The 17036-nt window shown below is 60.5% G+C and carries 17 protein-coding genes and 2 pseudogenes; 5 read left to right on the forward strand and 14 right to left on the reverse strand.

Features of this window, described 5'->3' with window-relative positions; translation table 11 throughout:
- Positions 1-38: 38 nt before the first annotated feature.
- Positions 39-1529 carry a multicopper oxidase family protein gene (locus DFR37_RS18120; RefSeq protein ID WP_113934584.1) on the reverse strand — a complete coding sequence of 497 codons (1491 nt, stop codon included), beginning with the start codon at positions 1527-1529 and terminating at the stop codon, positions 39-41.
- 184 nt (positions 1530-1713) lie between these two features.
- On the reverse strand, positions 1714-2121 hold the full coding sequence (gene cadR / locus DFR37_RS18125) for a Cd(II)/Pb(II)-responsive transcriptional regulator (protein ID WP_004364961.1): 408 nt from the start codon (positions 2119-2121) through the stop codon (positions 1714-1716).
- A 95-nt stretch (positions 2122-2216) separates the two neighbouring features.
- Here cadR and DFR37_RS18130 point away from each other — a divergent pair, with 95 nt between their 5' ends.
- The 4 genes and pseudogenes from DFR37_RS18130 (at position 2217) to gcvA (ending at position 5926) form a co-directional block, all read left to right on the forward strand.
- Positions 2217-3113, forward strand: a complete 897-nt coding sequence (locus DFR37_RS18130; protein ID WP_004574643.1) for a cation efflux transmembrane domain-containing protein — start codon at positions 2217-2219, stop codon at positions 3111-3113.
- A gap of 3 nt (positions 3114-3116) precedes the next feature.
- Positions 3117-3629 (forward strand): signal peptidase II, encoded by a 513-nt coding sequence (lspA, locus tag DFR37_RS18135; RefSeq protein WP_004863699.1) that lies wholly within the window; start codon positions 3117-3119, stop codon positions 3627-3629.
- 21 nt (positions 3630-3650) lie between these two features.
- Positions 3651-4940, forward strand: a pseudogene (locus DFR37_RS18140) (ISL3-like element ISPpu12 family transposase).
- Between the two features lie 71 nt (positions 4941-5011).
- A complete protein-coding gene (gcvA, locus tag DFR37_RS18150; RefSeq protein ID WP_108621430.1) occupies positions 5012-5926 on the forward strand; it encodes a transcriptional regulator GcvA in 915 nt (304 codons plus the stop codon).
- Between the two features lie 14 nt (positions 5927-5940).
- Here gcvA and DFR37_RS18155 read toward each other — a convergent pair whose 3' ends face one another.
- The 9 genes from DFR37_RS18155 to DFR37_RS18205 all read right to left on the reverse strand — a co-directional run bounded on the left by DFR37_RS18155 (position 5941) and on the right by DFR37_RS18205 (position 13529).
- Positions 5941-7944, reverse strand: a complete 2004-nt coding sequence (locus DFR37_RS18155) for a relaxase/mobilization nuclease domain-containing protein (RefSeq protein WP_113934585.1) — start codon at positions 7942-7944, stop codon at positions 5941-5943.
- A 484-nt stretch (positions 7945-8428) separates the two neighbouring features.
- Positions 8429-9028, reverse strand: coding sequence for a S26 family signal peptidase (locus DFR37_RS18165; protein WP_113934587.1), 600 nt, complete (start codon positions 9026-9028; stop codon positions 8429-8431).
- Positions 9025-9567, reverse strand: coding sequence for a DUF2840 domain-containing protein (locus DFR37_RS18170; protein WP_113934588.1), 543 nt, complete (start codon positions 9565-9567; stop codon positions 9025-9027). The genes DFR37_RS18165 and DFR37_RS18170 overlap by 4 nt, the downstream gene beginning before the upstream one ends.
- The gene (locus DFR37_RS18175) at positions 9564-9833 is read right to left on the reverse strand and encodes a chromosome partitioning protein ParB (RefSeq protein ID WP_113934613.1); all 270 of its coding nucleotides are present in this window, start codon (positions 9831-9833) and stop codon (positions 9564-9566) included. The genes DFR37_RS18170 and DFR37_RS18175 overlap by 4 nt, the downstream gene beginning before the upstream one ends.
- Positions 9830-10468, reverse strand: a complete 639-nt coding sequence (gene parA, locus DFR37_RS18180; RefSeq protein WP_113934589.1) for a ParA family partition ATPase — start codon at positions 10466-10468, stop codon at positions 9830-9832. The genes DFR37_RS18175 and parA overlap by 4 nt, the downstream gene beginning before the upstream one ends.
- 313 nt (positions 10469-10781) lie before the next feature.
- Positions 10782-11630, reverse strand: coding sequence for a replication initiator protein A (locus tag DFR37_RS18190; protein ID WP_113934591.1), 849 nt, complete (start codon positions 11628-11630; stop codon positions 10782-10784).
- Between the two features lie 26 nt (positions 11631-11656).
- Entirely contained in the window at positions 11657-11941 is a 285-nt protein-coding gene (locus DFR37_RS18195) for a helix-turn-helix transcriptional regulator (RefSeq protein WP_113934592.1), read from the reverse strand.
- Positions 11942-12024: 83 nt separating this feature from the next.
- Entirely contained in the window at positions 12025-12819 is a 795-nt protein-coding gene (locus tag DFR37_RS18200; protein ID WP_113934593.1) for a DUF7011 domain-containing protein, read from the reverse strand.
- 359 nt (positions 12820-13178) lie between these two features.
- A complete protein-coding gene (locus tag DFR37_RS18205) occupies positions 13179-13529 on the reverse strand; it encodes a DUF2958 domain-containing protein (protein WP_113934614.1) in 351 nt (116 codons plus the stop codon).
- A gap of 263 nt (positions 13530-13792) precedes the next feature.
- Here DFR37_RS18205 and DFR37_RS18210 point away from each other — a divergent pair, with 263 nt between their 5' ends.
- The gene (locus DFR37_RS18210) at positions 13793-14083 is read left to right on the forward strand and encodes a helix-turn-helix domain-containing protein (protein ID WP_113934594.1); all 291 of its coding nucleotides are present in this window, start codon (positions 13793-13795) and stop codon (positions 14081-14083) included.
- Between the two features lie 75 nt (positions 14084-14158).
- Here DFR37_RS18210 and DFR37_RS18215 read toward each other — a convergent pair whose 3' ends face one another.
- The 3 genes and pseudogenes from DFR37_RS18215 to dmeF all read right to left on the reverse strand — a co-directional run.
- Positions 14159-14473: a DUF736 domain-containing protein gene (locus DFR37_RS18215; RefSeq protein ID WP_113934595.1), complete on the reverse strand. Its 315-nt coding sequence runs from the start codon at positions 14471-14473 to the stop codon at positions 14159-14161.
- 636 nt (positions 14474-15109) lie between these two features.
- Positions 15110-15637: a JAB domain-containing protein gene (locus DFR37_RS18220; RefSeq protein WP_211317281.1), complete on the reverse strand. Its 528-nt coding sequence runs from the start codon at positions 15635-15637 to the stop codon at positions 15110-15112.
- 554 nt (positions 15638-16191) lie between these two features.
- A pseudogene (gene dmeF, locus DFR37_RS18225) lies at positions 16192-16932 on the reverse strand (CDF family Co(II)/Ni(II) efflux transporter DmeF); the annotation flags it as partial.
- Positions 16933-17036: the final 104 nt, after the last annotated feature.

The following is a 17036-nucleotide window of genomic DNA, read 5'->3' on the forward strand; positions in this document are numbered from 1 at the left end:
CGGGCGGGGAGCTTAGGACAAGCGCATGACCATGGGCATCAACTTACAGAAAATTGCCCCATCATCCCGTTGTCTTCGTGTTCAAGGATATGGCAGTGGTACATGAAGGGAGATGCCATCGCCGTCTGCGTGAACTTCACCAGAAGTTCGACCGGCCCCTGGGCGACGACGGTGTCCCTCAGTCCCTGATCACGAATCCCGGGGGCCGAACCATTACGGCTTAACACCTCGAAGTGAACGCCATGGATGTGGAACGGATGTGCCATCATGTCGCCAGAAACCTCCCAAACCTCGATGTCGCCAAGGCGGACCTGTTCGTCAACCCGACCCATGTCGAAAGTACGGCCATTGATGCCGAGCATTCCCATTCCCCCCCGCATCATGCCTCCCATGGAAGGCCCGCCGCGCATCATCCCTCCCATGCCCATGTTCATGACAAAACGTCGCCGCCGAACCGCCTTGACCTCATCCAGCCGCTCATAAGCATGCAATCTGTCAGGCACTTTGGATTCAAGCGCCGGCTTGCCCTGAGGTTCGAATCGAACAACCGTCTCCCGTCCAATTCTCCCCAGGTTTGCGGCAGCGGTCATCATGCCCATCATCATTGGAAGGTTGCCGTCCGGACCGGTTTCAAGTGTCGCTGGCCGGCCATCCGAAAAGTCAGCCAGAATTTCCGCACGCTCTCCCGGCGCAAGTCGTAGGGTGCGAAGCTCGACCGGCTTGTCAAGCAAGCCGCCTTCGGAAGCAATCCAGTGAAAGGGCCGATCATCCGCGAATGCGAGATCGTATTCCCTGGCATTGGAGCCGTTCACCAAGCGTAAGCGAACCAGGCCACGAGGCACGCGGGCTGTCGGGTTGACGGTTCCATTGACCATCAGCGTGTCGCCTCGACGTCCATGCATGACCGACATCATGCCCTGAGGCAGTACGAGAGTACCGTTCTCGAATTGTCGATCCTGCAGTATCAAGGGCAGGTCATCCACACCATATTCCGATGGCAAGCCGAGCGCCCGTTCATCGTCATCGCTCACAATCAGCAGGCCCGCAAGCCCTGCATAGACTTGTTCTCCTGTCCGGCCATGGATATGCGAGTGGTACCAGAGCGTCGCCGCCGGTTGACGAATGGGAAGCACCGGTCGCCACGTCGAGCCCGAACGGATGGTCTGATGAGGACCGCCGTCAAGCTCTCCCGGAATGAGCAGGCCATGCCAGTGGACCGTCGTATCCTCGCCCAAAGCATTCGTGACCACCATCTCGACGTCGTCGCCACGATGGACACGCAGCGTCGGGCCAAGATAGCTGCCGTTGTAGCCTAGCGTCACGCTCTCTCGTCCAGGGAAAAAGGATGTTTTGCCAATCTGCGCTTTAAGGACTACCGACTGACTTTTGTCGCGAGCATCAATCAGTTCGGGAATTTTCAATTGCCTTGACTCTGCGGCAGCAGATGGCCTCCATAAAGATGAAGCCGCCCACAGCGAACCGCCTGCCAGCAAAGTCCCGGCCAAAAAAGAACGACGTGTGAGCGTCATGAATGCACTTCCCAGTAAACCTTAGAGCCATATTGTTGGCATATTCCGCATAGAGGGCGAATGAGATAAAGTATCACTCATTGAAAGAAAAACTTTAGGGTAAGCGGATTAAATGGTTGATCTTACCTTAGCATGAGAGTGAGACAGACCGGCATCTCATCGGATTATCTGGTTGATGCTTCACCTACTGCTGGTGCATGTTTCCTTCGCTAATTCCAGCAAGAACCCCGCACGCCTCAACTTCCCGGTCATCGTTGCAACTCGCTCTCAGTGAAACGAGTTGTTTCTCAAGCGCTTGCAGAGCGGTTATCTGCGACCGCACATGAGAGATGTGATCATCGAGCAAGGCGTTGACGGCGGTACAAGGCTGATGAGGGTCGTCCTGATAGCTCTGTAGTTCGTGAATCTCAGCCAGTGACAGGCCCAGGATTCTGCAGCGACGGATGAAGGCCAGCCCCTCACCATGCTTCTCGGTATAGACACGGTAACCGTTGTCCTGCCGATCAGGCGGCGGCAACAAGCCCTGCTGTTCATAGAAGCGGATCGTCTGTGTTTCGACCCCTACCAACTGCGCCAACTGACCAATGCGCATCAGCCTCCTCCCCAACGGATTCTTTACTCTATTGACCTTATAGTAGCTTTATAGTTCTAAATGGTACCACAACATTGTTCAAGTGGAGTCGTATCATGAGCAAATCCTGTGGTGGCGCCTGTGGCGGTGATGCAACGTCCGCAGCGGATACCGATATACAGGCCTCCTCCGAGGCGCCAGGGAGATGGGTCAGTGTTTATGCCGTGCCGAAGATGGACTGTCCATCAGAAGAACGAATGATTCGCCTAGCCCTGAACGGCTTTGAGGAGATTCGGGCGCTGTCCTTCGACTTGTCGAACCGCCGGCTGAAGGTCGTGCATGACGGCGAGGTCGAGCCCGTCACCTCGAAACTGAAGACCTTGGGGCTAGGCGCCTCGCTTCAGGAAACCGTCGCTGCAAATCCGGAGACCATCAAGGCCGCCGAGTTTTCGGCAGCTTCTGCTAAGCAAGAATCCGGGACCCTGCGCTGGTTGCTCGGCATCAATGCACTTCTGTTCGTGGTGGAAATGACTGCCGGTCTGATCGCCCAGTCCACCGGCCTGATTGGAGAATCCCTGGACAATTTTGCCGATGCGGCGGTGTATGGGCTTGCCCTTTATGCGGTTGGACATAGCGTGAAAATGCAGGTACGTGCCGCGCATCTTGCTGGTGTACTGCAACTGATCTTGGCTGTGGGCGTGCTCGTAGAGGTGGTGAGACGCTTTGTATTCGGTAGTGAGCCTGAATCGCTGGTGATGATGGCTATCGCATTCGTCGCATTGATTGCCAATACCAGTTGTCTGCTGCTCATATCCAAACATCGGGAAGGCGGGGCGCACATGAAGGCAAGCTGGATATTCTCGGCCAACGACGTGGTGATCAACCTGGGGGTCATCACCGCCGGCGCCCTGGTCGCGTGGACCGGTTCCAATTATCCGGATCTGATTATCGGCACCATCGCGGGGGGCATTGTACTTAACGGTGCCAGACGCATTTTGGCGTTGAAGGGTTAAATAATGCTCATTATTGGCAAAAAGCTCTCGCCGTATGCCCTATTGTCCATATCGGGCCTGCTGGCAGCGTCTGATCAGGCTGTAAAGTGGCTGGTGCAGCAATCAATGGCCTATGGCGAGTATGTTTCGGTGACCCCGTTCTTTAACTGGGTGCACCTATGGAACACCGGTGCCGCATTCAGTCTTTTTGCGAATGGTGGAGGCTGGCAGCGCTACTTTTTTATCGGAATCGCGGTAGTGGTCTCGATTTTTCTGATCAAGCTGATCCTTGAAAATCGTCATAAAGGAGAAGCCATCGCTTACAGTCTTATCCTCGGTGGCGCCATGGGCAATCTGATTGACCGGGTCTTTCGCGGCTATGTTGTGGATTCCTTTGATTTCTATTGGCGAGACTGGCATTGGCCGGCCTTCAACCTGGCTGATATTGCAATTGTCCTCGGTGCCTTACTTTTCGTTTCCAGCAGCTTGTTGGGTAAAAAAGCAAACACCAATGCCGAGCCGGATGGATCTGACTGACACCTACGCCTATACAACACCATGACCGAACTTCCCGGCAACATCCTTCACCTGCCGCAATACCAAGTACTGGGCTGCAAATCAACCGACGACGAAATGCACTTCCAGGTGGACGTGCCCGATCCCATCGCCTGCGAGGAATGCGGCGTGCAGGGTGAGTTCGTACGGTTCGGCAAGCGTGACGTTCCCTATCGTGATCTGCCCATCCACGGCAAGCGGGTCACTCTCTGGGTGGTCCGCCGCCGATACACCTGCCGGGCCTGCAAGACAACATTCAGGCCCCAGCTACCGGAGATGGTGGACGGATTCCGTATGACACTGCGGCTGCATGAGTACGTGGAGAAGGAATCCTTCAACCACCCCTACACCTTTGTGGCGGCACAGACCGGCCTGGACTAGAAGACGGTGCGCGACATCTTCAACGCCCGCGCCGAGTTCCTGGGGCGCTGGCACCGCTTCGAGACGCCCCGCATCCTGGGCATTGACGAGCTATACCTGAACAAGCGCTACCGCTGCATTCTGACCAACATTGAGGAGCGAACCCTGCTCGACCTGCTGGCCACCCGCCGCCAGGACGTGGTGACCAACTACCTGATGAAGCTGAAAGACCGGCAGAAGGTCGAGATCGTCAGCATGGACATGTGGAACCCCTACCGGGCAGCGGTCAAGGCTGTGCTGCCCCAGGCCCGTATCGTGGTCGATAAGTTCCATGTGGTGCGCATGGCCAACGATGCCCTAGAGAAAGTGCGCAAGGGCCTCAGAAAGGAGCTGAAACCGTCCCAGAGCCGGACTCTCAAGGGAGACCGGAAAATCCTGCTGAAACGCGCTCACGAAGTCTCAGACCGGGAGCGCCTCATCATGGAGACCTGGACAGGCGCGTTCCCGCAACTGCTGGCCGCCTACGAGCACAAGGAGCGCTTCTACGGCATCTGGGACGCCACCACACGGCTCCAGGCAGAAGCCGCCCTGGACGAGTGGATAGCCACCATCCCGAAGGGCCAAAAGGAAGTCTGGAGCGATCTGGTCAGGGCAGTGGGAAACTGGCGCGAAGAGACCATGACCTACTTCGAGAAGGACATGCCCGTCACCAACGCTTACACGGAGTCCATCAACCGACTGGCCAAGGACAAGAACCGTGAAGGGCGCGGTTACTCCTTCGAGGTGATGCGGGCACGAATGCTCTACACCACGAAGCACAAGAAGAAGGCACCGACTGCGAAGGTCTCTCCTTTCTACAAGAAAACCATCGGTTACGGACTGCCGGACTTCGCAGAGGAACTCAACTACGGAGTCGATCTATCAACCATCTGAGGGTGGTATCAGATTGATGGGGTGAAGGTGCCCCATCAACCATTAAATCCGTATACCCAAACTTTATCGCTATGAAGTCGCCTGTCCACCTGAACGCCTTGCGGGCATTTGAAGCCAGCGCCCGCCACCAAAGCTTTTCCGCAGCAGCGGCTGAACTGAACGTCACGCCGGCAGCCGTGGGCCAACTCGTGCGCACGCTGGAAGACTGGCTGGGTACGCCGCTGTTCGTGCGGGTCAACAGCGGGAGGGCTCGGCTGAGCCCGACCGAGATGGCTGAACGTGCGTTGCCAGACATCCGGGCCGGTTTCGACCGGCTGGCGCTAGGCATGGAACGGCTACAAGAGGGATCAACCAGCGAGGTGCTCACCGTGACGGTCAGCCCGGCATTCGCCGCTAAGTGGCTGCTGCCGCGGATAGATCGATTCCAGACAGCTTGTCCGGACATCGACGTGCGCTTGGACACCAATCACAAATCGGTGGACTTCATAGCCCAGCGCATCGATATCGGCGTGCGCTACGGCATGGGGGACTGGCCGGGCCTGAAGGCCGACAAGCTCATGGATGAAGAGGCTTTTCCCGTATGCTCCCCTGAGCTGCTGCGTCAGCGCAGGCAACTACGAAAGCCAGGTGATCTAATTCGCGAAACACTTATCCATGACTTGACGATGGCCGGCCATTCGGGCTTCCCGACCTGGGAGGAGTGGATGAAGAAAGCCGGAGTTAGTGACACAGCAACGATCCGTCGCGGCATGCAGATCAATAATTCTGCAGCCGTGCTGCAGGCAGCTATTGAGGGGCATGGCATCGCGCTCGCACGCAGTATCATGGCCCGCGACGATCTGTCGAGCGGGCGCCTGGTGAGGCTATTCCCTGACATCAGCTTTGCGTTGAATGTGTCTTATTACATCGTTTACAGGCCCGAATGCGCCAATCTGCCCAGATTAGCGGCATTCAGGGAATGGTTAATCACTGAGGCGGATGACTAATCACAAAGTAAACTTCAAACGGAAGGGCTTCGCTGTCGCCCAATCTCCCATGACACCCTACCGCCATTCACTGTTGCAGCGACCTGCTGGCCCAGCCGCTGCTCGATCACCGGTCGCCACGGCACCAGCGAGAAGCCCATGCCGTCGTCCAGCATCGCGTAGCGCCCGCTGGCAAGCATGATATTGCGCCTGTAGATACCGGCCACGCGCTGCCCGTCCTTCGCTGGGCGATGCTCCAGGCCTGTTTCTGTGGCAATGTCCCTAGCCGCCTGAGTCAGTTCCCGGTTACGTAGCGTGCCCAGCAGATTTCGGGCAAGAAGCACGCGCTGTCCACGCCGCTGAGCCAGCCCCTGTTCTTCAAGGAAATCGGCGCGCTGCTGCATGGCCTGTTTAACCTCGCCCCCGAAGCCCCCATCCTCCAACCCCTTGCCACCCCCGATCAGTTGCTGATCGAGCCAGGTAGCCCCGATCACGCGGGCTTGCCGTTCAATCTGCAGGTGCGATTTCAGTTCCACCGCCACACCACCCAGGCGTTGCGCATCGTATTGGCGACCTTGTTCGGGCAGATCGCCCGGCACTTTCCATAGTCCTTCGGCAACGCGTTCCACGATGCCAGCTCGGCGCAAGGCTTCCAGCCGACGGACGTGCGACGCGACCACTTCCTGCGGGTCGCGTCCAGCCTTGACCCGACCTTGCTCAATGGCAAGATGATGATCGGTCCGATACAGACCGTCGCTGGCCAGTTCCACGATGTTGCGGTCAGCCCCCCGGATGTCGGCGAAACCCTTCACTTCCACCACCGCGCCGGTTGGATAGTTGGCCGGTTCGTCGCGGGCGTTCAGCGCAACATAATGGGCCTTGCCATCCACGCCGTCGATCACCAGATAGCCCCGGTCGCGCAGCTCATCATCCAGCCCCTTGGCCGCCACGCGCCCGACGATGGCGCAGCCACCTCCATCGCCACCTTGGCCCGGCTCGAATACGACAAGTTCGCGTTGTTTTCCGCTCATGGCTCGCTGCATGGTGCGGATGATGTCGCCGCGTTCGCCCAGGGTACGCAAGGTTTCTTCGGCATCGGTGTGCATGGCCCAGGAGCCGGGCTGTATTTCGTCGGCCAGCCCGAGGCGCTGCAAGCGTTGCAGGCGACCGATCAGCAGCAGACGCTGGCGTTGCAAGTTCGGCTCATTGAAGCGTTGGATATGCACCCTGCCATCCTCGCCGATCTCACGTTGCAGAGTGCGGTCCAGGCCCGTCCACCGTTCCTGTTCCACTTCGCGCTGCATGGTCTGCTGGATTTCCCGCTCGGTGCGTGGCCCCAGCCATTCGGTCGCCAGCTCAGAAGCGCGATGACGCAAGCCCTGAGCGATGTAGTCGCCCGCGATGATGAGGTCTTGGCCGGTATCGTCATGCCCGCGCACGATCAGGTGAGTGTGCGGATTATCGGTATTCCAGTGATCCACCGCCACCCAATCCAAACGCGTACCCAGGTCGGCTTCCATGCGGTTCACCAGATGCCGGGTGTAGGTGCACAAGTCATCCAGTTCAGCGCCGTCCTCCGGGGAAACGATGAAGCGGAAATGGTGCCGATCCTCGGCACAGCGTTCCTTGAAAGCCCCCAGATCGGCAACATCCGTCTGTGGCCCGTAGGCTTGGCCTGGTTCGCCACCGCGGCCCGCACCGTCACGCTCGATGTAGCGCAGGTGCTTGGCGAGCGATTGCGGGCTGGCGTTACGCTGGTTGACCAGCAGGGTCTTGATGGTCACCCGCCGCGAGAATGGCGTGAGATTGGCGCCAGAAAAACGCACTGCCGTATGGCCGCGCCCCAGGCGTGCGCCGGGACGCTGGCCAGCGCGTGCGCTGCGGCCACCGGCGGCGGAATGGCGCATTGAGGACTTGCCCCCGCTGGCCTTGCCGGTCTGCTTGAGCACCTTGGAAATAAAACCTTGGCCTTGGCCCTTGCCCCGGTTCTTCGGAGCGCTGGGGCGCACCCGGAAATCATCATCGTGGCGGTCGGTCATGCCTGCGCTCCCTGCAAGTTCTGGCTGAAGCTGCGGCGTAGCCGGTCGTGCGAAGCACGCGGCCAGCCCTGTCTTGGCGCGGGCCACGCGCCCCCAGCGGCACGACGGCAACGCCGTATCGTGCCGCGCCACCCCCATGTGCAGACTGGCTTTGCGGGCGGCTGGGTGCCGACCCCTTTTGTCTTGCCTTCCGCCTTTGTCTGTCGCTTTCGCTCCCGGCGTCGGCGGCCCGGTGGCACTGCTGCATGGGCAGCCCGCACACCGGCGAACGCGCCGATGGACGCGCCAGGGGTCGCAGGCCAGGCGCGTTCGAGGCAAGATGCCTGCACGTGGGACGGCTGCGCCGGAGGTTGCACGGCGCAAAGTGTCCAATGCTCAGAATTGGCACCCGCACAGCAGATACGGCGACATGACGGCAGCCCCAAGGAAGACACGCCTGATAGCACGATGACATGCAGCGCGACGTGCATTGAGTCGGCGGCCTTCATGGCTGCACCTCATGCCAGACCGGGTGCGCGATGCCGATCACGGCGGCTACGCTGACCGGGCCAAAATAGCGGCTGTCGAACGAGGCCGGATTCGTGGTGCTCAACAGGAACAGTTCGGCCGCCATCAATGGCCGGCACTGCGGCCAGAACGGCAACGGACGCCCCAGCCGGTCGGCAGACAGCACGGCGGCCACCGGCACGCCGTCGATGCGCACCTGACCGGCCACGATGCAGACGTGTTGCGGCGCGACCGCGCCCACACGTTTAAGCAACGGAATGTGTGCGGGCAGGTAGCCGCGCTGCGCGGCTAACGTCGCCGCGTCGGCAGGCAATCGGGTCAGAACGATGCTGCCCACGCGTAGCCGACGAGACAACGAGCCAGAATGATGTTGGAGCGGTTCGACGCGATACCAGCCTACCGCCACACTGTCGGACGGGTTGTAGATCAGGCGCGGCAACCGAGGCAAAAAAGCCGCCCAGGCCAGTGCAGCGAGGCCAACGGTAGCGAAGCCCGTCAGCACGATGCGAGCGCGCAGGCGCGAACGAGGATACGGCCCGGCTCCAGCGGCCTTATTGAGCGTGGCAACCGGCGTCATGACAAGGCCCGCCCGGCCAGCCAGGCGGCATGCCGCTCGGCGGTATAGTCAGGCAACGGCTGGCGCGCCGCCAGCCGATTGGCGAGCGTGCGCCAGTACGCTGGCGAGACGGCGGCGGGCGCGATGCCCAGTGACTCGATGGCATCCATGCGTTGCAGCACAGAACGGACGGAATGATGGCCTTCAACGTGCAGCAACAGGCGCGCACCCGGCTGCACGCCGGGGATGCGCTGCGCCGCGTCCAGCGGTGTGCAAGCCTGCATCACCATCAGCTGCCAGCGCACCGTGCCGTAGTCATTGGCTTGCCAGCGAATACGGCACAGCACCGCGCCCGGCAGAAACACCGCCCAGCGCCGCCAGCGGTCCAACCGCAGCGTGTGTGCCGGTTCACCAAAACGCAGGTAAAGATTGAAATGGGGTTCGATTGTGGCCAGCGCCACCCGCGTCAACGGTGCGCGGTTAGCGTGAAGGGCAAGCGCGGCGGAGGGCGGCAGTGATGCCGCCGTGGCCGCACCAGCAGGCGAAACAAAGCGATTCATGGCGTGTCCTTTTTGCGAGGATCTGGAAACTCCCTTTCCAGCAGACCGCGCAGCAGCTCGGCCACAGTCACGCCTTGCGTGAAGGCCGATACCTTGATGCGCGCCCGCAGGGCGGGGGTAATGTCCAGCGTCAGACGAGCGGTGTAGAGATCACCCTTGTTCAGCGCTTCAGCGTCGCCCTGACGAATCCACGCTTCAGCGTGCGGGTTCGCGGGCGGACGCGCACCAATGCCTACGCGCTTGGGCCGTGCGGGTTTCGTGCTCATGCCGGCCACCGCAGCAGTTCATCGACCAACGCGGTGATTTCACGCGCCGCCGCGCTGTCGGGTGCCGTTTCGCGTGCCAACCTCCCGGCGGCCACGCTGTCGGCAAAGACGATTCGCTGGCGAACCTCGGCGCGCAGCGCCGGCAGCGGCTGCTCGGCCAGCGCCCGACGGGCTTCGCGTCCGATCACCGTGGTGCTGACCCGCCGGTTGATGACAAAGGCCGCTTGCAACGCAGGCCGGAACACCTGGGCCTCGCGGACCAGCGCCACCATCTCGGCGCTGGCCCACAAGTCATAGGGGCTGGGTTGCACAGGAATCAGCACGTAATCGGCTGCCAGCAGCGCGGAGCGCGCCAAGGCGGCGATGCGGGGTGGGCCATCAATGACCACGTGATCGGCCCGCCTGGCGAGTTCCGGCGCTTCCTGATGCAGTGTTTCGCGCGCCAGGCCCACGGCACTGAACAGCCGTGGCAAGCCTTGCTGGCTTCTGCGCTGTGTCCAGTCCAGTGAAGACCCCTGCGGGTCGGCATCCAGCAGAATGACCTGCTGACCGCGCAGCGCGAGTTCTCCGGCGATGTGGGTGGCCAGCGTGGTCTTGCCCACGCCTCCTTTCTGATTGAGCAAGGCAACGATCATGGCGCAGCCCTCCCACCAGGAAAACCGGGCTGTTTTTGCCTTGCCAAACGGGTTTGGTTCTTCGGCTGATTACGTCCTTCAAACTGCCGGGTGTTTCCCTTTTCAGAATCTATCCATCGTGGTGGCGAGTCTTTATCAATCGTTAGAGTAGTTAAGTTAGATAAGTTAAGGGGCGCGCAAACCCAGTGTTGGCAAGGCTTTGCAGCCGATTGGCACGCCTGATAGCACGATAGTCCCACGCCCGATAGCACGATACCGGACACGCCTGATAGCACGACACTATTCACAGGATATTCACAGCTTTTCCACAGACTTATCCCCGTGCTGTGGGCGGCACCGGTCGGAAGGTCAGCCGTTCGCGGCCTTCGTTCGGCAGCAGCTCGATCCCCAACACGTAGCCGGGCAATGATTGCTTGGCGACCAGGGTGCGCAGATCGCAGGCAAAGTCGGCGGGCTTGGCGGTACTGCCGGACTTCTGGTGCAGGTAACGGAAATCGAATTGCCAGCCCTCCGGCTGCTTGCCGCCGTGCTTGCGCACTAGGCGGTACAGCCAGCGTTCGATACCGCCCGTGAGCCGGAAGTACGCCGGGTCGATGGTCAGCACCAGGGCTGCATCGAGCACGCCCGCATAGAACCAGTCCGGCAAGATCAGTTCGATGCCCAGCGGCTTGCCGCCGGCGTCGGCCAGTTCCTTCCACTCGTTGATCCACGAAAACCGATGCAGCCGCCGCCCCGTGGTTTCGCGGATGGACGTTGCCACGCTGGTCGATTGCAGCCGGTCGAGCGCCGCTTTCAGACGCTGGTAGTCGCGCAAGGAGGTGCCGCGCCCGATAAAGCGCAGGATTTCGTAGGGTGTAGCGCGTATCCAGCGCGAAGGCGTGATGCCGGCATCGCGTGCCTGCACAATCTGCGACGCGGCCCAGATCAGGATGTCGGCATCCCAGATCGTGGCAATGCCATGTTCGGCGGTGCCTTCCACACGGATGGTGACGTTCCCATTGCGAAAGTCGATGGGCGCAACCCGCCTCGACTTTGCCAGCGAGAAGAAGGGATAGGCCATCAAGTCCTGCGCATCGCGTGGCGCCATGTCGCCGGGTAAGGCACGGAACAGCGCAAGCTGCTCCTGCTGCGGCGGTCGCTGCGCGGCGGACGGACGAGACATTTTGATGGCCGGCAGCGGGCGAACGATCAGCGGCCGTCACGATAATCACCCACATGGCGTTCGGCATACTCCGGGTCGGACGTGGCCCCATAGCTGCGCGCATCGGCCCAGGCATCCAGATCAGCCACGGCGTACATGACGCGCCGTCCGAACTTGCGAAACTTCGGGCCACCGCCGATCACGCGCTGCTTTTCCAGCGTGCGCGGCGACAACCGCAGGTAATCGGCGGCTTCGTCGTTGGTGAGGTAGCGTTGGGGCTGCGCGGGCGCAGTGGCGGGAACGGCGGCAGGCCGTAAGGGTGCGGGTCGCATAGGGTGAGCCTCCATCGGTTGAGAGCGCCCGGCCCCATAGCGGGGCCGGATGCAGACAGTCTCAACAAAGTCGGGCGACCTGCTCAGGGACGTTTTGCAGGGGGTGAAGAACGTCCCTGTACCGGCGCGGGAAGCTGTGCCAGGCGGCGGTAGCCGCCACGCATCAGCGTGTCGCCCCGGCGCACCAGGCGACGCATGCGGGCGCGTAAAGCGCCGTCGGCATGCCAATCGCGGACCACTGTTTTGGGGCCAAACAGCCCTTCGGCGATGTCGCGCAAAGATGCCCCCGCCAGGGTGGCATCGAGCGCCTGCAAGGTGTGCAGCTCCTGCAAGGCCGACAAGGCGGGCCGGGGCCGCACGACGGCAATGGGAATGGCGTTGCTGGCCAGGGCCAGCTTGCTCATTTCCAGCGTGAGCGCTTGCGCGTGCGCCAGAAGGTCGGCGCCGGCGCGCATGGCATAGACGTAAGCCATGCCATCGGCCAGGCCAGGGGCGAGCGCAAGCCGCAGGCAGCCGCCCGGCCAGCGCACCCGCAGCACCAGGCGCACGCCATCGTGCATTAAAGATTTGTCGCCCGGGATGCGCCAGAGCGTGAACAGCGTGGCCTCCGGCATGGGGTCGGCATCCGGGTAAAGATGAACGCCCTGAGCATCGGGGAACCAGATAGGATGCGCATCGCGCGCATCCAAGGCGGGGTCTTCCAGCAAGCGCAGCCCCCAGTGCTGCGCAGCGTCTGGCCGTTGGGGACGGCATACCCAGTCTTGCCGGTAATCAGGATGGCGGCGCAGGTATTCCCAAGCGAGTGCCGGGCCGTCCAGATGCAGAACATACAAATACGCGGCGGTCGGATGCCAGTGTCTGGTGTGCGAATCAGCCATGACGCAAACCCCCTTTTTATTCAGCAGGGCCGCCTCATCGCAAAATGCACACAGCGCAGTTTCAATGCGTTAATATTCAACTACCAATCGCATCAAATGAAACTGAAAATATCAAGTCCGATTGGGTCTTAACCCTTGCGCTGGCAATCAGAATGCGATGTCGACGCCACTGAAAAATCAGTAAGTAGCATCCCTCACCCTGGCGCATATCGTGCAAAAGATCATGACTGTTTAAGTCTGAACCATCGTATATTTATGCAAGGCCCAAGATTCGGACCGTACCGATCTTGAATATGACTGAAATAGTCTCGATGCGCCCTGATTAGATGGACTGCGCGTTTTGATCGCAGCCACTGATTTCAATCCGTGATCGAACCGTTTTCTTGCGCTAGGCGAGTATATTCCGATAACGGACGCACAGCCTGGAAATAGCGGTCACGCATCACGGGCTGCTTACGCGGGCCGACGATGGACGTCAAGGCGGAAAGTTGCACCGTTCCCAGCTCCGGCATGCCTATCCCCAAGTCGATCAGGCCATAGGCCGTATCGCCATCTTGCGGGTCAAGGCTAACCAGTAGCCAGGTCGCATGGGCGTCTGGCGTGAAGATCCGCACCACGGGCAGCGGGTCGATGTGCTGGCCTGCGGCGCGTGCCTGGCCGTGGGCGAGCAATTGTGCGTGCTCTTCGTCGGTGATGAGTGGATGGTTCACGTGTGTTCTACCAAAGCGTAAAGCCGCCGATTTATCTTTGCGCGTTCGTACAAAGTCCCGAAAGCGGTTTTTCTCGAATCCGTAAAAGCGGGCAATCGTAATGCCGTTTATGCGCAAGCCATGAAAAGCACGATTGTGATTCTCCGCTTTTAAGGGAATCCACACTTACGGATTTCATTAATTACACAAGAAAAGACGAAATTCCAATCAATGAGTTAAATATAACGTGGTTTTAATTGCTCCGCTAAACGACGCTTCTGTCTATGCAGAAGCGACCCGTACAGCGCGGCCGGCCATCCGGCGCCACCACCTTTGATGCCGAACTGGCCCAGGCCTTCGGCAGTGCGGTGCGTGCGCTGCGCACGGAACGCGGTATCGCCCAGGAAATGCTGGCGAACCTCGCGGGCATCGAACGCTCCCACCTGGGCAAAATCGAGCGTGGCGAGCACATGCCTACGCTGGCGATTATCTTCAAGATCGCCGACGCGCTGGAATGCAGCACGGCAGTGCTCATGACCCAGACAGAAACCCAGCTTACCGAAGGTAAGGTCTAACCATAAGGCCTGTGGGGCTGTGCCGTCATCGGCCTTTGAGTGGATACGCCCCGCCAAAAGGCGGGGCGCGATGGCTTAAGCCGCTTGCGGCTTGCTGCGCGTCCACAGTAGGTCATGCGTGCCGTCCTCGCCTTCGATCAGGCGGGCATAGACGGTGGCCGGAAACGAGGGGTCGTCCAGCGTCACCGACAGGTATTCCCGCCCGGCCTCGCTGGTTTTCTTCCACGCCGCGCCGATGTCATTGCCGGCGGCCTGCAGGCGGAAGTCGGGGGCTTTGTCGTTTTCGCCCTTGTCGTTGGGAACCAGCTTGACTTTGACGTTCAGCGTCAGGGTGCGCAAGGTGCCGGTGTAGCCGTTGGTATCTGCAGTGAAGGCGCCGATAGTAGCCATGGTGATACTCCTTTCAGGAATTCAAGGTCGCGCCAGTGCGTCCTTGTTGTGATCCGGTCGGCGGGGGTGGGCGGGCTGCACCGCACCAGCGGCCGTAACAGCGTGGAGGGCCGGAAAGCACACAGAATTTGCCTCGCGAGGAATGCGCGCAGCGCAGGGGAAATTGTTTGTGCTGGACGGTTGCGGCCCATAGCCCAAGGCGCAGCCGTCCCCCGCCAGGATTCACGACAAGACAAGGACGTACAGGCCGACCGTCCTGCAAGGAGAGATGGCGAACTCGGTTTCACCGCATATACGCTCGACCGGCCAGCGCCCTGATGCGGGCAAGAACCAGGCTGCCGATGTGGGGCGAAAACCTCCCCGCCGCACGCTGCGGCGCTGCCTTTGAAAATGTGGTGTGGAAGCTTCATAAGCCAGGCTGGGCGGCATGTTGGTGAACCGCCCCTCGTGATGTCCAGACAAACAACCGCCAGCATCGAGGACTGCACGCTTGCGTGCAACCTGCGCCAGCAAGCCAAGGAGTAGCTTTGCCTGCACCGCCTGTGGCGGGGCGCCATATAGAAGAAGCCGCAAGCACTTGAGCCTGCTTATCTGACAACCGCACAGGACATTGCGCCCTGTGCGGTTGTCGGGGCTTTACATCTGCCCCTGCTCTGCCAGTGAAACCGTGCTGGCCGCCGTCACGATGACATGATCAAGCAGCCGTACGTCTATCAGCGCCAGCGCGTTTTTCAGATGCTTAGTCAGGTTCAGGTCCGCCATGCTTGGCTCGGTTGAACCCGATGGATGGTTATGCGCCATGATGAGCGCGGCAGCGTTCAGGCGTAGCGCCGTCTTGACGATCTCGCGGGGATAGACGCTGGCCTGGCTCAACGTACCCGGCCCCTGTTCGATATAACGAATCGGCTTGAAACGTGAGTCCAGATACAGGAAGGCAGCACATTCGTGGCCCAGCCCGGCCAGTTTGGCCTGAAAAAACTGCTTCACCTTGGTCGGCTGATCGACCGGCGAAGATTGGGAAACCAGACTTTCCGCAGCGGTACGGCCCGCCGCCAGAATCTGCTCGTCGCTGGCCAGCTTGTAGCGGCCACTGGGACTGCGTACATACAGGGTGCATGCCTCGTCCATGTTGTCATAGCTCAGTGCGGCGATGGTGTTGTTCATGATGCGCTCCAGTGTTCAGGGCGGGATTGCCCGGAACCCGAAGGCATGGCGCAGCGCAGGTTTCAAGGGTCGAAGACGGCCAGCGGCCGCAAGCGGCGCCCACGGCGACGCGCCGCCCTTGAAAATAAGAACGGCATGACACAATGACCGGAAGCAAGACAGCCCCCACCGTGTCACTCGGTGTTGCGTTGGCACCCTCTGCGTGAAACGCAGCCAGACGTTAATCGTTGCGGATCGCGCACGTGCAAGCGAAGCGCGCAGCGCCCCGGCGCGAAGGCGTGAGGGATTGAAGCCGAATGGCCGTGATGGCGAAGCCGGCACGGGGCGCAGCCCGAAAGCCCGGCGGCGCGCGCGCCGACACGCACGGATTTATCCACAGATTCTGTGAGCAAGCCTGTGCATAAGAGATGAAGACTTTATGACAGCCCTTGTCATTCCGTGCCTTGCGCCTGGATGGGCTGCTATTTGTCGATTGATGTCAAAGCCGCCTGCAACTTGGTCGAGCACGCAGCGATGCTTTTGCCGACACGTTCCAGTCTCGACCGCTCAAAGAGTTACGCGGAAGAATTTGCTACGCGCTGCACTTCGACCGTGACATGCGACAGCTCGTGGATCGGTGCCAGCAGTGCCTTGTAGTCCTCGGATTCCTGAGGTTTGCGGGCGATCAACGAGATGATGGCCGCAAAATGGCCGGGGCCAACCTGCCAGACATGCAGATCCGTTATCTGGTCGCCTGCTGGCTCCAGCACTTCCCGGATTTCCTGCTGCACTTGTCCACTTTCAGTTGTGGCGTCAAGCAACACACTGCCGGAGTCGCGAATCAGCCCCCATGACCAACGGACGATCACCAGCGCGCCGACAACCCCCATGGCCGGATCGGCCCATGTCCAACCGTAGCCGCTCCCCACGAGCAGCGCGGCAATAGCCAACACTGAAGTCAGCGCATCGGCCAGCACATGCAAGTAGGCAGCACGCAGGTTGTTGTCGCGGCCTTTGCCCGGCGTGTGATGGTCATCGTGACTATGATGATGAACATGGCTGTGACCATGATGGTGGCCGTGGTGCTGATGTCCATGATGCGCGTGATCATCTTTCAGCAGCCAGGCGCACACCAGATTGACAACCAGCCCCACGACGGCCACCGCAATCGCCTGATTGAAATCGATATGAATCGGTTGGGTGAGCCGTATAAGGCTTTCCCAGCCAATCAGCAAAGCGATCAGGGCCAGCAGCACTGCACTGGCAAAACCAGCCAAATCACCCAGCTTGCCGGTGCCGAAGGAGAAACGCGGATTGCCCGCATGCTGTCATTTTCAGAAGACGACTGCACCAATTGACGGGGCGTAACGCCAGGTGTGCAGTCGGCTCCTGACCACGCAATATCAGAAGTCATCTGCAC

It is taken from the genome of Eoetvoesiella caeni, from assembly GCF_003315175.1.
GTDB classification, from domain to species: domain Bacteria; phylum Pseudomonadota; class Gammaproteobacteria; order Burkholderiales; family Burkholderiaceae_B; genus Eoetvoesia; species Eoetvoesia caeni.

What these genes read in the sequence shown, in the direction of transcription:
- cadR (WP_004364961.1), bottom strand. Translation starts at nt 2,121, where the DNA reads ATGCGCATTGGTCAGTTGGCGCAGTTGGTAGGGGTCGAAACACAGACG.
- DFR37_RS18175 (WP_113934613.1), bottom strand. Translation starts at nt 9,833, where the DNA reads ATGAGCACGAAACCCGCACGGCCCAAGCGCGTAGGCATTGGTGCGCGT.
- DFR37_RS18195 (WP_113934592.1), bottom strand. Translation starts at nt 11,941, where the DNA reads ATGCGACCCGCACCCTTACGGCCTGCCGCCGTTCCCGCCACTGCGCCC.
- DFR37_RS18215 (WP_113934595.1), bottom strand. Translation starts at nt 14,473, where the DNA reads ATGGCTACTATCGGCGCCTTCACTGCAGATACCAACGGCTACACCGGC.
- lspA (WP_004863699.1), top strand. Translation starts at nt 3,117, where the DNA reads ATGCTCATTATTGGCAAAAAGCTCTCGCCGTATGCCCTATTGTCCATA.
- parA (WP_113934589.1), bottom strand. Translation starts at nt 10,468, where the DNA reads ATGATCGTTGCCTTGCTCAATCAGAAAGGAGGCGTGGGCAAGACCACG.
- DFR37_RS18155 (WP_113934585.1), bottom strand. Translation starts at nt 7,944, where the DNA reads ATGACCGACCGCCACGATGATGATTTCCGGGTGCGCCCCAGCGCTCCG.
- DFR37_RS18190 (WP_113934591.1), bottom strand. Translation starts at nt 11,630, where the DNA reads ATGTCTCGTCCGTCCGCCGCGCAGCGACCGCCGCAGCAGGAGCAGCTT.
- DFR37_RS18130 (WP_004574643.1), top strand. Translation starts at nt 2,217, where the DNA reads ATGAGCAAATCCTGTGGTGGCGCCTGTGGCGGTGATGCAACGTCCGCA.
- DFR37_RS18200 (WP_113934593.1), bottom strand. Translation starts at nt 12,819, where the DNA reads ATGGCTGATTCGCACACCAGACACTGGCATCCGACCGCCGCGTATTTG.
- DFR37_RS18220 (WP_211317281.1), bottom strand. Translation starts at nt 15,637, where the DNA reads ATGAACAACACCATCGCCGCACTGAGCTATGACAACATGGACGAGGCA.
- gcvA (WP_108621430.1), top strand. Translation starts at nt 5,012, where the DNA reads ATGAAGTCGCCTGTCCACCTGAACGCCTTGCGGGCATTTGAAGCCAGC.
- DFR37_RS18170 (WP_113934588.1), bottom strand. Translation starts at nt 9,567, where the DNA reads ATGAATCGCTTTGTTTCGCCTGCTGGTGCGGCCACGGCGGCATCACTG.
- DFR37_RS18210 (WP_113934594.1), top strand. Translation starts at nt 13,793, where the DNA reads ATGCAGAAGCGACCCGTACAGCGCGGCCGGCCATCCGGCGCCACCACC.
- DFR37_RS18120 (WP_113934584.1), bottom strand. Translation starts at nt 1,529, where the DNA reads ATGACGCTCACACGTCGTTCTTTTTTGGCCGGGACTTTGCTGGCAGGC.
- DFR37_RS18165 (WP_113934587.1), bottom strand. Translation starts at nt 9,028, where the DNA reads ATGACGCCGGTTGCCACGCTCAATAAGGCCGCTGGAGCCGGGCCGTAT.